This window comes from Sphingopyxis sp. H053 (assembly GCF_001468225.1).
Lineage (GTDB): Bacteria > Pseudomonadota > Alphaproteobacteria > Sphingomonadales > Sphingomonadaceae > Sphingopyxis.
This window is the reverse complement of sequence record NZ_LNRU01000005.1, coordinates 157,175-169,063: the sequence shown is the minus strand read 5'-3', so window position 1 is coordinate 169,063 and position 11,889 is coordinate 157,175. Positions and strand designations below refer to the sequence as shown.

Here is an 11,889-nt window from a genome sequence, read left to right as displayed (position 1 = left end):
CCGCTGGCAACCGTTAAGCGGTTTTATGCCTTCGCTATTTGACAACTCCCCGAAACATGAGCTTGCCCGTGCCGCCGACCGGGATCGGCTTCTGGAAAGCCCAGCGGACGTGCGTGACGTCCGCGGGCTGCGCCGCGCGGCGCGAGCCGCCTTCCATCGGAACCGAAAGGTCGGCAAGCAGTCCCCACTGCTTGCCGCCATCCACGGAAACGAAGGGGCGCGTGTCGCCGGCGTCCGCAAAGCGGACCGCCGATGGCATCGGGTTGGTGATCACGAACTTGTCCGCCGGCTGCGCGCCGGCGTTGCGATAATTGAGCACGAAAACGAGCCGGTCGCCGGGAACGACGACTTTCGGTTCTTCGAGCAATATCCGCTGCTTGCCTTGGGCGTCGGTCGATACGCGTTCGACGAACACGGCATTGTCGAGCGCAACCTGGTTCGCGGCGAACGCCTGGCCGGGTGCGAGCATGGCGAGCAAAAGGAAAAGGGCGGTGCGCATACGCATCTCCATCAATCGATCTTGGTCTGGAAGGTGACGGTGCGGGTTTGGCCGCCGGCAACGGTGCCGAGCGCGACATTGACGCGCGTGCCGTTGTAATCACCGGCATCGGCGTCGGCCGCATCGGACAATCCGCTGCCGCCGAGTGTGATCGAGCCGGGCACATAGCTGGTGTCCGCGGGAATATTGTCGGTGATCGCAAGGCCGATGACCGAACCGCTGCCCGCGACGGTGGCAACGATCGTATAGGTGATCGTCGCGCCCGGCACCGGATCGGTTGTGCCCAGCGAATTGGTAACCACCGCCGATTTGACGAGCGTGACGGTCGCGGCCGAAACGACAAACGCTCCCGCATCCTGCCCATCGGCGCCGGTCGAGCCGACGACGGCATCGCCGCCGCCTTCGCCCTGGCCGGCAAAGCTGTCACCGGGATCGCCGGTGCCTGTCTTGGCCGCCGCGACGAGGCTGACGATGCCGCGATTGCCGTCGACCACGGTGCCCGGCGTCGTCGCGAGGACGAAGACGGTGACGCTCTGGTCGGGACTCAGCGACGGATCGTTCGCGCCCGGCGTATAGAGTGTGTCGGTGCCGGCGTCGAAAAGGCCGTCACCGTTATCGAGATAGATTTGCGTGACCGCGGGGTCGTAATTATCGCCGCCCGCGTTCGCGATCGTCGTCAGTCCGAACGCTTCGACACCGTTGCCGTTGTTGGTGACCGAAAAGGTCAGCAGCTGTCCCGTCGCGCCGGGCGTCGTCGGAACGTCGGCGGGATTGCTCGAATCGACCGTGACGTCGAGCAGTTCATCGACGAGCAGGTCGACGCGGTTCGAATCGACCGTCGTCGTGCCGCCGCCCGTATCGAAGCTCGCGCTCGCGGTATTGCTGATGGTGGAGCCGGCGCGTGTGCCGGCGGCCTCAGCCTGTGCCGACAGCGCGAGCGCGGCCAGCACGGCAATGATTGAACAAGAGGGAAGAAGCCGATGCTTCGCGCCCCCCACAGGCGCTATCATCATCACTTTGACTCCGAATAGGTTGGTCCTTGGAGCCTTCAGTCGCCGATAAAGGGTAATTTCTGGTTAAAAAGCAGGAAGGAAGACGCGTTTTGACCCAGATAGGGACAGGGATTGTGTCAGGTGTGTAGCAAAACGGGCCGACTGGCGCGGAAACCAAAGGTCGCGTAAGACGAGGCAGTTAACGAGGAGAGCAGGGGTGGCGGAGGAGCGGGGCAGCAAGGATGGGCGTCCGCCGCGCATCAATCCGCTGCACCAGATCGAGATCGACGATTTCCGCCGCGACCGGCTTCTCGCGGCGCTGGCACTGCTTTTTGGCGCCAGCTTCTGTCTCATACTGCCCTTCGCGCTGCAGGCGGGCGCCGAATTCTTCCTTCCGCTGACCGCGGCGATCGTCATTGCGATCGCACTCGTCCCCTTGCTCGAATGGCTCGAACGGCGCGGACTGCCGTCGGCACTCGCGGCTTTCCTTGCGCTTGCGGCCTTTCTGGCGATTATCAATGCGGCGCTCGCGATCATCGTCGTGCCCGCCACAGGCTGGTTCGCGCGGCTTCCCGATTCGATCCCGCGCATCCAGAGTAATCTCGCGCCGCTGATCGATTTTTATTCGACGCTGCAACGCTTCGTCGATCGCACGCTGATGTCGGTGGCCAGCGGGACCGAGGCAACGGCGCAGGCCGTGGCGGCAACCGCGCCGACATCGGTCGTCGACTATTTCATCTCGTCGGCGCCCGCCGCCGCGATCCAGCTCTTTTTTGCCGTGCTCGTGATCTTCTTCTTCCTGTCGGGCTGGACCCGGCTGCGCAAGGGCACGATCCGGCGTCGCGGCAGCTTCGACGGCGCGATGCAGACCGCACGCGTGATCCAGAATGTCGTCGATGCGACCGCCGACTATCTGGCGACGATCACGATGATCAACGCGATTCTCGGCCTGACCGTCTCGCTCCTGCTCTGGGCGCTCGGAATGCCGTCGCCCTTCATGTGGGGCGGGATCGTCAGCATCTGCAATTTCGTGCCCTATCTGGGGCCGATCGTTGCTGCGGTGCTGCTCGGGCTCGGCGGACTAATGACCTTCGATGCCGTCGGACTCGCGCTGCTGCCCGCGCTGATCTTCATCGGCGTCCATCTGGTCGAGGCGAATCTGATCACCCCGCTGGTGCTCGGCAAGCGCCTGACGATCAATCCGCTGCTGATTCTCGTGTCGCTCAGTTTCTGGGGGTGGGTGTGGGGGACACCGGGCGCGTTGCTCGCCGTGCCGCTGCTGCTCATCCTGCAAACGGTGCTCGCATCGACCGGCACCCCCGATCTGGCGGGTTTCCTGTTCGAACATGGTACTTTGACGACGACCGACGACGTGCGCGATCGATTAAATCGCACGCATGAGGAAAGCGACGGTTGACAGGTCGGGGCGAGCGCCATATTGGCGCGGCTCCCAAGCACACGCGGGTGTAGCTCAGTTGGTTAGAGTGCCGGCCTGTCACGCCGGAGGTCGCGGGTTCGAGCCCCGTCACTCGCGCCATTCCTTCCATTTTCGGACGGAATGGCCACCGCGTCTTGGGACCATTCCATCACTGGAAATCGGGAAAAATGGCGCGGCGTTTCAGCCGCGCCATTTCCCCAATTCCATCCAGCGCAGCAGCGGCTTCAGCGGCAGGATCCAGACAATCCCTGCCGCAAGATAGAAGACCGCCTGCACCAGCACCGGCCATGTACCGACCCATGGTGACACGCTGACGACAATGCCCGTCCACACCGCGATCAACGCGAGAATCAGGAACATGCCCGCAGGCTTACGCCAGCTCGGCTGGGGGCCGGGGGGTATTTGGCTCACAAACGGTCTCCACAGACGATGAATTCTTGTTCGGTCAGGATCGCGTCGAGCGCGATGTCGGTCGATTCGCGCGGCGTCGCATCGATTTCCTGCACTGACCAGCCGATTCCGATCCGCAACGCATCGGGGTGCGCAGCGAAATAGCGATCATAATGCCCGCCACCCTGACCGATCCGGCCGCCCTGACGGTCGAAACCGACGAGCGGGCAAAATATCAGGTTGGGATTCGCCAAAGGCGAATCATCGGCCGGCTGCTGGGTGCCCCACGGCCCTTTCGCCAGGGATTCGCCCGGTCGCCAGCGACGAAAGTCCATCGTGTCGACGCGGGCAGCGTGATGGGGCAGGGCGAGCGCCCCGGCATCGGCGAGGCCCGCAAACATCGGCAGGATATCGGGTTCGTCGCCCCACGCGACATAGGCGCCAATGACGGCGTGATTGGCGAGAAGCTCGGAAAGCGGTGCGGGCAGCGCGCGAAAGGCCGCCAACTGCGCCATGCCGTCGAGGTTGGCGGCGAAATGCTTGCGGCGAAAGCGCAATTTTTCGCGCAATTTCTGTTTTTGCTGGACCAGATCGGCGGACAAGTCGGTCATCGCCTCCTCTGGGACTTGCTGGGTGGTTGGCGGGACCGCCGAGGTCGTTTGCTGGAAAGTCCTCTGACGCCAGTAACGTCAGGTGGGGACCATGTACGTCGGACCAGGGTCCGGGCAGGGACAGCCCCCTAGGATGATGTATCGCCTCAGGGATTTTCGCAAAAGCTCGTGCCGGGCAGTACCCGCCATTCCCTATGTAGGGGCGCGGGCCCGCTTGCTCAAGGGAGTTGCTCGACTTTCGCAGCTAGTGCCTCGATCCGGTCGGCGATTTGCAGCAGTGCTCGATCATGCGCGGGTTTCGTGGATGGCGCAGCGGCTGGCCCGGCCTGAAGCACAGCCTCCAGCTCCTTGAGCGCGGCCTGTTCGCGGGTCACCGCCGCGCGCAGCTCGTCACGCGCCGTCGCCTCGCGGCTTTCGGCAAGCGCCACCGCGGCGCGAAGCGAATCGGATTGCGGCTCGGACTTTTCGATCTTGCCCTTCGCATCCTGCGCATCGTCGGCGAGCATCAGCGCGGCGAAAAGCAGCTGACGAACCTCGGTCCCGCCCGGCATTTCACGCGCCTTTTCGTCGACGACGGCGGCAAGCTGAAGAAGCTGCGATTCCTGTCCATCCTCGCAATGGAGGTCGTAGGGGCGTCCCGCGATCGTGAGTTTCACGTCAGCCACGGTCGGCCTCCGCGATCAGCCGATCGAGTTCGCCGATGACAGCGGCAACCTCTGCCTTCAATGCCGACTGGTCGGCGGCGGGAGCTGCTCCGGCCGATTCGGGCCGGTTTGCGCGGTCGGCGAGCGCCTTTTCGATGCGGCTCAATGCGCGTTCGATACGGCCGATGGCCAGGCTGGATTCGTCGAGATCGAGTTCCATGACGAAGGGTTAGCAGCGCCGGGGAGGGCGTGCAATTGCCCTGTCGGTCGAAAATGCGCCGATTTTCCGTCACGGGCGGTTGACTCCTGCCCCCGCCGCCGCAAAGGGCTGTCCGCATCCGATCCAGACGCTACGTCCGGCGTCTACCCAGCCATTTCCGGGGGACCAATGACATTGCCTGAACGCCAGCTCGCCAACGCAATCCGCGCGCTTGCGATGGATGCCGTACAGGCCGCAAACAGCGGCCATCCGGGGATGCCGATGGGCATGGCCGACGTCGCCACGGTCCTTTATTCGGACTATCTGAAGTTCGATCCCGTCGACCCCAAATGGGCCGATCGCGACCGATTCGTTTTGTCGGCAGGGCACGGCTCGATGCTCGCTTATGCGACGCTGAATCTCGCCGGCTATGCGCGGCCGACGATCGGCGACATTCGCAATTTTCGCCAGCTCCACAGCCCGTGCGCGGGCCACCCCGAGAATTTCGAGCTCGAAGGCGTCGAAACGACGACCGGGCCGCTGGGGCAGGGGCTTGCGACCTCGGTCGGCATGGCGATCGCCGAGCGGCATCTCAATGCCATCTATGGCGACGACCTTGTCGACCACCGCACCTGGGTGATCGCGGGCGACGGCTGCCTGATGGAAGGCATCAATCACGAAGCGATCGGGCTCGCCGGACATCTCGGCCTCGGCCGCCTGACCGTATTGTGGGACGACAATAAGATCACTATCGACGGATCGACCGACCTGTCGACCAGCGAAGACATTCCGGCGCGCTATGCGGCGACCGGCTGGCATGTCGAAAGCTGCGATGGCCACGACCCTGCCGACATCCGCCGCGCGATCGATGCCGCGCTCGCCGATCCGCGCCCGTCGCTGATTGCGTGCCGCACGATCATCGGGTTCGGCGCCCCCAACAAGCAGGGCACCTCGGCGACGCACGGCGCCCCGCTCGGTGCCGACGAGATTGCCGCCGCGCGCAAGGAACTGGGTTGGACTGCCGAGCCGTTCGTCATTCCCGCCGATATCGCGTCGGCATGGGCGGCGTTTGGCGAGAAGGGCAAGGCACTTCATGCCGAATGGAATAATCGTCTCGCAAGCAACGAGAAGAAAAGCGAATTTGAAGACCGTCTAAGCGGCAAGATCGTTCCAGGCGACGCCTTCAAAGCCTATCTGGACGGCCTCGTTGCCGAACCGCCGAAGGTCGCGACGCGCAAGGCGTCGGAGAACACGCTCGGCGCGCTGACCGCCGATATCGCGGCGCTCGTCGGCGGCAGCGCCGACCTGACCGGTTCGAACAACACCAAAACTTCGTCGACCAAGCCGCTGACTAAAGACGATTATTCCGGCCGCTATATCTATTACGGCATCCGCGAATTCGGCATGGCGGCCGCGATGAACGGCATGGCGCTGCACGGCGGCGTCGTCCCCTATGGCGGCACCTTCCTCGTTTTTGCCGACTATTGCCGCGCCGCGATCCGCCTCTCGGCGCTCCAGCAGCAACGCGTCGTCTATGTGATGACGCACGACAGCATCGGGCTCGGCGAAGACGGCCCGACGCACCAGCCGATCGAGCATCTCCAGTCGCTCCGCGCGATGCCGAATCTGCTCGTGCTGCGCCCCGCCGATGCGGTCGAAACCGCCGAATGCTGGGCGCTGGCGCTCGCGCAGGAAAGCCGGCCGTCGTTGCTCGCGCTGACGCGTCAGAACCTTCCGCCGCTGCGTCATGACGTCACCGAAAATCTTTGCCTGAAAGGCGGTTACCGCCTCCGCAAGGCCTCGGCTGCGCGCAAGGTCGTACTCGTCGCGACGGGTTCGGAAGTGTCGCTCGCGCTCGAAGTCGCCGACAAGCTAGAAGCCGCGGGTCACGGCGTCGACGTCGTGTCGATGGTCTCGACCGAGCTCTTCGACGAACAGAGCGCCGCCTATCAGGCCGATATCCTGCCCGACGATGCGCTGATCGTGTCGATCGAGGCGGGCACGACTTTCGGCTGGGAACGCTATACCGGCCGCCACGGCCTGCGCTTCGGCATCGACAGCTTCGGGGCCTCGGCGCCGATTGAAGACCTATTCAAGCATTTCGGCCTAACCGCCGATGCTATCACCCCCCAGATACTGGCAAAGCTCGGCAACTAAGCACCGGCTTATCCCACGCAGAAAGGATTTTTCGACATGGCAGTAAAGGTTGCAATCAACGGTTTCGGACGCATCGGCCGCAATGTGGCGCGCGCGATTCTGGAGCGTAGCGATCACGATCTCGAGCTGGTGTCGATCAACGATCTGGGTGATGCCAAGGCGAACGCCCGCCTGCTCCGCCATGACTCGGTGCATGGCGCCTTCAACGGGACCGTCGAAATCGACGGCAGCGACCTGATCATCAACGGCAAGCGCATCCAGGTGACCGCCGAGCGCGATCCCGCCGCCCTGCCGCATGCCGCGAACGGCATCGACATCGTGATGGAATGCACGGGCTTCTTCACCAACAAGGCTGGCGGCCAGAAGCATCTCGACGCCGGCGCCAAGCGCGTGCTGATTTCGGCTCCCGCCAAGGAAGTCGACCTGACCGTCGTCTATGGCGTCAACGACGACAAGATCACCGCCGATCACCTCATCATCTCGAATGCGTCCTGCACCACCAACTGCCTCGCGCCCTTTGCCAAGGTGCTGCACGAGGCGATCGGTATTGAACGCGGCCTGATGACCACGATCCACGCCTATACCAACGACCAGAAGATCCTCGACCAGATCCACGACGATCCGCGCCGTGCCCGCGCCGCCGCGATGTCGATGATCCCGACCTCGACCGGTGCGGCGGTTGCCGTCGGTCTGGTCCTGCCCGAACTCAAGGGCAAGCTCGACGGTTCGTCGATCCGCGTTCCGACGCCGAATGTCTCGGTGGTCGACCTCACCTTCACGCCGCTTCGCGACACCACCAAGGAAGAAGTCAACGCGGTGCTCAAGGCTGCGGCCGAAGGCCCGCTGAAGGGCGTGCTCGGCTATACCGAGGAGCCGCTGGTTTCGATCGACTTCAACCACAATGCGGCGAGCTCGACGATCGACAGCCTCGAAACCTCGGTGATCGACGGTAAGCTGGTGCGCGTGCTCAGCTGGTACGACAATGAATGGGGCTTCTCGAACCGCATGATCGACACCGCGGGCGTGATCGCCAAGTTCCTCTGATCCAAAAGGAAACGTCGATGACCGCGTTCAAGACCCTCGACGATATCGGTGACGTCACCGGCAAGCGCGTGCTCGTGCGCGTCGACCTCAACGTCCCGTTGTTCGAAGGCGCGGTCAGCGACGCGACGCGGATTCAGGCAGCGATGCCGACGATCCGCGAACTATCGGACAAGGGCGCGATCGTCCTGCTTCTCGCGCATTTCGGGCGGCCGAAGGGCGCGAAGAACCCGACCCAGTCGCTGTCGCTCGTGATGGGCGGTGTCGAAGACGTCCTCGGCCATTCGGTGATGTTCATCCCCGAAGCCGTGGGCGAGGGCGCCAAGGCAGGCATCGCGGTGCTCGCCGCGGGCGACGTCGCGGTGCTCGAAAACACGCGCTTCTATCCCGGCGAGGAAAAGAACGACCCGGCTTTTGCCGATGCGCTCGCCGAAATTGGCGATATTTACGTCAACGATGCCTTTTCGGCGGCACACCGCGCGCATGGCTCGACCGAGGGCATCGCTCGCCGTTTGCCCGCCTACGCCGGCCGCGCAATGGAAGCCGAACTCAAGGCACTCGACGCCGCCCTCGGCAATCCCGAGCATCCGGTCGCCGCGGTCGTCGGCGGCGCGAAGGTGTCGTCCAAAATCGACGTGCTGCGCAACCTCGTCAGCAAGGTCGATCATCTGATCATCGGCGGCGGTATGGCGAACACCTTCCTCGCCGCGCGCGGGGTCGATGTCGGCAAGTCGCTGTGCGAGCATGATCTCGTCGATACCGCCAATGCGATCTTCGACGCGGCCGACGCCGCGGGTTGCACGATCCATCTGCCCTATGACGTCGTGGTGTCGAAGGAGTTCGCCCCGAACCCGCCGACGCGCACCGTCAACGTGCACGAAGTCGCCGCCGACGAGATGATCCTCGACGTCGGCCCCGCAGCGGTCGAGGCGCTCGCCGATGTGCTGAAGAATTGCCGCACGCTCGTGTGGAACGGCCCGCTCGGCGCGTTCGAGACCCCGCCGTTCGACACCGCGACCGTCGCGCTTGCCAAGACAGCTGCGGCGCTGACCCGCGAGGGCTCGCTGATCTCGGTCGCGGGCGGGGGCGATACCGTCGCCGCGCTCAACCATGCCGGCGTGGCCAAGGATTTCACCTTTGTTTCGACCGCCGGCGGCGCCTTCCTCGAGTGGATGGAAGGCAAGCCGTTGCCGGGCGTCGACGCACTGAAGGCATAGACTTCCCCGTCGCATTGCATCGCGCCCAAGGGGTCGCTATGCGCAGCGCCACATACGTATGCAAACAACCGGAGATCTTATGACCACCGCCAATGCCGCCATGCTCGACCAGATCAAATCGGGGCAGGGCTTCATCGCCGCACTCGACCAGAGCGGCGGTTCGACGCCCAAGGCGTTGAAGGGCTATGGCATCGAAGCCGACGCCTTCTCGAACGACGAGGAAATGTTCGGCCTGATCCACGACATGCGCAGCCGCATCGTCACCGCGCCGTGCTTCAACGGCGAGAAGGTAATCGGTGCGATTCTGTTCGAGCGCACGATGGACGGCGAAGCCGGCGGCAAGTCCGTTCCCGCACTACTCTGGGAGCGCGGCGTCGTTCCGTTTCTGAAGGTCGATAAGGGGCTCGAAGACGAAGCCGACGGCGTTCAATTGATGAAGGCCAATCCGGGTCTCGATGCGCTGTGCGAGCGCGCGGTCGCCAAGGGCGTATTCGGCACCAAGATGCGCAGCGTCGTCAACCTCGCCAACCCGGTCGGGATCAAGGTGATCGTCGAACAGCAGTTCGCCGAAGCCGCGCGCATCGCCGCGCACGGCCTCGTCCCGATCATCGAACCCGAAGTGAACATCAAGAGCGCCGAGCGCGACGCGGCGGATCGCCTGCTGCTCAAAGAAACGCTCGCAGCGCTCGACGCCTGGACCGGCGCGCCGGTGATGCTGAAGCTGTCGCTGCCGACCGAGGCCGGCTTGTTCCAGCCGCTGGTCGATCATCCGAAGGTGCTGCGCGTCGTCGCGCTGTCGGGCGGTTTTGCCCGCCCCGAAGCGTGCGTCGAACTGGCGAAGAACCCGGGCATCATCGCGAGCTTCAGCCGTGCGCTGCTCGAGGATCTGCGCCATCAGATGAGCGACGACGAGTTCAACGCGTCGCTCGGCGGCGCGATCAAGGAAATTCACGCGGCCTCCGTGGCCTAGGTGATGGGAGAGCGGTGGCAAGCCGTCGACGATTATATCGCCGAAAAATTGCTCGGCGCCGATGACGCGCTTGCCACCACCCTCGCCAACAATGCTGAACAAGGCCTGCCGCCGATCGACGTGTCGGCGGCGCAGGGCAAGATGCTCTTCCTGCTCGCGCAGATGGCGGGCGCGAAGCGGATACTCGAAATCGGGACGCTCGGCGGTTACTCGACGATCTGGCTAGCCCGCGCGCTGCCCGATGGCGGCGAGCTGGTGACGCTGGAACTCGAAGACCATCACGCGAAGGTCGCTCACCAGAATCTGGAACGCGCCGGGGTATCGGACAAGGTCGATATCCGCGTCGGCCCTGCGGCTGGGAGCCTTGCGGCGATGACCGGCGAAGAGCCGTTCGATTTCGTCTTCATCGATGCCGATAAGCAGAGCAACGCGCTTTATGTCGCCGAAGCGATCCGGCTCGGGCGCCCCGGCGCCATGATCATCGTCGATAATGTCGTCCGCGAAGGCGGGGTGCTGGAGGCGGACAGCGACGACGAGCGGATCATCGGCACCCGCGCGCTGTTTGACATGCTCGCCGCCGACCCCCGCCTCGATGCGACCGCGATCCAGACCGTCGGCGCGAAAAAATGGGACGGATTCGTACTGGCGCGGGTGCTTTAGAGCCCGCCCGCGAAGCGGAACGAGAAGCGATAGTCCGCCGGCTTTATCGCTACATTGGTCATCTTTTCCGGCCGCACCGATTCGAGCGTGAACTGCCCATCGGCAAGCTGAGTCGGTTCGCCCAGCGTCGCCTCGAATGGCTGTTTCTCGCCATTGCCGCGGATCCAGACCATCTTCACCCGCACGCGTCCCGCCCACACGCAGCGTGCGTTCATCGGGCAGCGGCTGTCTTCCAGCACCTCGACGGGCTGGACGATCGGACCATCGACACAGGCTTTCTGGCCGAGCGCGACGTCGCTGCCGTCGGGCAGCGGTGCGGCGCGCGTCGTGGCGCAGGCGGACAGGGCAAGCGCGGCGGGGAGGGCGAGGATCGCGAGGCGGTGGAAGTTCTGCATTTGCCCGTCTGTGACCTCGCCGCTATGAACGCGCCATGAAAGCACCAACCTGCCAACTTTACCTGATTTCGCCGCTCGATGTCGGCGGCGATTTTCCCGATCGGCTCGCCGAAGCACTCGGCGCCGGCCCGGTCGCCGCGTTCCAGTTTCGCGTCAAGGACATCGACCAGCACGAGGCCGCGCGGCTCGCCGAACCGCTGCAGGCGATCTGCGCCGCGCACGACGTGGCGTTCATCGTCAATGACGATGTCGCGCTAGCGAAGCGGCTGGGTGCCGATGGCGTGCATCTGGGGCAGGATGACGGCGACCCGCGCGAGGCGCGCCAGCTCCTCGGCCCGCAGGCCCAGATCGGCGTGACCTGTCATGCAAGCCGCCATATGGCGATGGAAGCGGGTGAGGCGGGGGCGGATTATGTCGCTTTCGGCGCCTTTTTCCCGACGACGACCAAGGCGGTCGAGCATCATGCGGAGCCCGAAATTCTCGAGTGGTGGCAGGGCATGTTCGAACTGCCCTGCGTCGCGATCGGCGGAATCACTGTCGACAATGCGCCGGCGCTGATCGACGCGGGCGCTGATTTTCTTGCCGTATCGGGAGGCATTTGGGCGTACCCTGAGGGCCCTGCGGCAGCTGTGCGCGCGTTCAGCGTGCTCCTCGAAGATCAGTCCGCCGGGTAATC

14 protein-coding genes and 1 tRNA gene are annotated in these 11,889 nt (G+C 64.4%); 8 read left to right on the top strand and 7 right to left on the bottom strand.

The genetic code is table 11. The features are described from left to right. Window positions 1–34 precede the first annotated feature (34 nt). Window positions 35–499: a hypothetical protein gene (locus ATE70_RS11155; protein ID WP_231732646.1), complete on the bottom strand. Its 465-nt coding sequence runs from the start codon at window positions 497–499 to the stop codon at window positions 35–37. Window positions 500–510: 11 nt separating this feature from the next. After that, window positions 511–1,512 carry a DUF11 domain-containing protein gene (locus ATE70_RS11150; RefSeq protein WP_058537984.1) on the bottom strand — a complete coding sequence of 334 codons (1,002 nt, stop codon included), beginning with the start codon at window positions 1,510–1,512 and terminating at the stop codon, window positions 511–513. A 238-nt stretch (window positions 1,513–1,750) separates the two neighbouring features. On the opposite strand from ATE70_RS11150, the gene ATE70_RS11145 reads away from it, so the two are divergent. Together ATE70_RS11145 and ATE70_RS11140 are read left to right on the top strand one after the other, a co-directional pair. Beyond that, window positions 1,751–2,908 carry an AI-2E family transporter gene (locus tag ATE70_RS11145; protein ID WP_058538218.1) on the top strand — a complete coding sequence of 386 codons (1,158 nt, stop codon included), beginning with the start codon at window positions 1,751–1,753 and terminating at the stop codon, window positions 2,906–2,908. A 43-nt stretch (window positions 2,909–2,951) separates the two neighbouring features. After that, window positions 2,952–3,028 (top strand) — tRNA-Asp (locus tag ATE70_RS11140). A gap of 81 nt (window positions 3,029–3,109) precedes the next feature. Here ATE70_RS11140 and ATE70_RS11135 read toward each other — a convergent pair. From ATE70_RS11135 to ATE70_RS11120, 4 genes are all read right to left on the bottom strand, one after another. Beyond that, window positions 3,110–3,340 (bottom strand): DUF2842 domain-containing protein, encoded by a 231-nt coding sequence (locus ATE70_RS11135; protein ID WP_082639402.1) that lies wholly within the window; start codon window positions 3,338–3,340, stop codon window positions 3,110–3,112. Beyond that, on the bottom strand, window positions 3,337–3,930 hold the full coding sequence (locus tag ATE70_RS11130) for a 5-formyltetrahydrofolate cyclo-ligase (RefSeq protein ID WP_058537983.1): 594 nt from the start codon (window positions 3,928–3,930) through the stop codon (window positions 3,337–3,339). The genes ATE70_RS11135 and ATE70_RS11130 overlap by 4 nt, the downstream gene beginning before the upstream one ends. A 218-nt stretch (window positions 3,931–4,148) precedes the next feature. Then, complete coding sequence (locus tag ATE70_RS11125; protein ID WP_058537982.1) at window positions 4,149–4,595, bottom strand: cell division protein ZapA; 447 nt, start codon at window positions 4,593–4,595, stop codon at window positions 4,149–4,151. After that, the gene (locus ATE70_RS11120) at window positions 4,588–4,794 is read right to left on the bottom strand and encodes a hypothetical protein (protein WP_058537981.1); all 207 of its coding nucleotides are present in this window, start codon (window positions 4,792–4,794) and stop codon (window positions 4,588–4,590) included. Before ATE70_RS11120 ends, ATE70_RS11125 begins: the two co-directional genes overlap by 8 nt. Window positions 4,795–4,962: 168 nt before the next feature. Here ATE70_RS11120 and tkt point away from each other — a divergent pair, with 168 nt between their 5' ends. The 5 genes from tkt to ATE70_RS11095 all read left to right on the top strand — a co-directional run bounded on the left by tkt (window position 4,963) and on the right by ATE70_RS11095 (window position 10,818). Then, a complete protein-coding gene (tkt, locus tag ATE70_RS11115; protein ID WP_058537980.1) occupies window positions 4,963–6,930 on the top strand; it encodes a transketolase in 1,968 nt (655 codons plus the stop codon). 36 nt (window positions 6,931–6,966) lie between these two features. Then, window positions 6,967–7,974: a type I glyceraldehyde-3-phosphate dehydrogenase gene (gap, locus tag ATE70_RS11110; protein WP_058537979.1), complete on the top strand. Its 1,008-nt coding sequence runs from the start codon at window positions 6,967–6,969 to the stop codon at window positions 7,972–7,974. Window positions 7,975–7,991: 17 nt separating this feature from the next. Beyond that, on the top strand, window positions 7,992–9,188 hold the full coding sequence (locus ATE70_RS11105; protein ID WP_037510789.1) for a phosphoglycerate kinase: 1,197 nt from the start codon (window positions 7,992–7,994) through the stop codon (window positions 9,186–9,188). Window positions 9,189–9,288: 100 nt separating this feature from the next. Further along, window positions 9,289–10,158 carry a fructose bisphosphate aldolase gene (locus ATE70_RS11100; RefSeq protein WP_197411451.1) on the top strand — a complete coding sequence of 290 codons (870 nt, stop codon included), beginning with the start codon at window positions 9,289–9,291 and terminating at the stop codon, window positions 10,156–10,158. A 3-nt stretch (window positions 10,159–10,161) separates the two neighbouring features. After that, window positions 10,162–10,818: an O-methyltransferase gene (locus ATE70_RS11095; RefSeq protein WP_058537977.1), complete on the top strand. Its 657-nt coding sequence runs from the start codon at window positions 10,162–10,164 to the stop codon at window positions 10,816–10,818. Here the strand turns inward: ATE70_RS11095 and ATE70_RS11090 are convergent. After that, the gene (locus tag ATE70_RS11090; RefSeq protein WP_231732648.1) at window positions 10,815–11,213 is read right to left on the bottom strand and encodes a hypothetical protein; all 399 of its coding nucleotides are present in this window, start codon (window positions 11,211–11,213) and stop codon (window positions 10,815–10,817) included. The two genes, ATE70_RS11095 and ATE70_RS11090, sit on opposite strands and share 4 nt — an antisense overlap. Window positions 11,214–11,248: 35 nt before the next feature. On the opposite strand from ATE70_RS11090, the gene thiE reads away from it, so the two are divergent. Further along, on the top strand, window positions 11,249–11,887 hold the full coding sequence (gene thiE, locus ATE70_RS11085) for a thiamine phosphate synthase (RefSeq protein ID WP_058537976.1): 639 nt from the start codon (window positions 11,249–11,251) through the stop codon (window positions 11,885–11,887). Window positions 11,888–11,889 lie beyond the last annotated feature (2 nt).

Coding starts and splice junctions, on each gene's coding strand:
- ATE70_RS11120 (WP_058537981.1), bottom strand. CDS start 4,794: ATGGAACTCGATCTCGACGAATCCAGCCTGGCCATCGGCCGTATCGAA.
- ATE70_RS11090 (WP_231732648.1), bottom strand. CDS start 11,213: ATGCAGAACTTCCACCGCCTCGCGATCCTCGCCCTCCCCGCCGCGCTT.
- ATE70_RS11150 (WP_058537984.1), bottom strand. CDS start 1,512: ATGATGATAGCGCCTGTGGGGGGCGCGAAGCATCGGCTTCTTCCCTCT.
- gap (WP_058537979.1), top strand. CDS start 6,967: ATGGCAGTAAAGGTTGCAATCAACGGTTTCGGACGCATCGGCCGCAAT.
- tkt (WP_058537980.1), top strand. CDS start 4,963: ATGACATTGCCTGAACGCCAGCTCGCCAACGCAATCCGCGCGCTTGCG.
- ATE70_RS11095 (WP_058537977.1), top strand. CDS start 10,162: ATGGGAGAGCGGTGGCAAGCCGTCGACGATTATATCGCCGAAAAATTG.
- ATE70_RS11130 (WP_058537983.1), bottom strand. CDS start 3,930: ATGACCGACTTGTCCGCCGATCTGGTCCAGCAAAAACAGAAATTGCGC.
- thiE (WP_058537976.1), top strand. CDS start 11,249: ATGAAAGCACCAACCTGCCAACTTTACCTGATTTCGCCGCTCGATGTC.
- ATE70_RS11155 (WP_231732646.1), bottom strand. CDS start 499: ATGCGCACCGCCCTTTTCCTTTTGCTCGCCATGCTCGCACCCGGCCAG.
- ATE70_RS11105 (WP_037510789.1), top strand. CDS start 7,992: ATGACCGCGTTCAAGACCCTCGACGATATCGGTGACGTCACCGGCAAG.
- ATE70_RS11100 (WP_197411451.1), top strand. CDS start 9,289: ATGCTCGACCAGATCAAATCGGGGCAGGGCTTCATCGCCGCACTCGAC.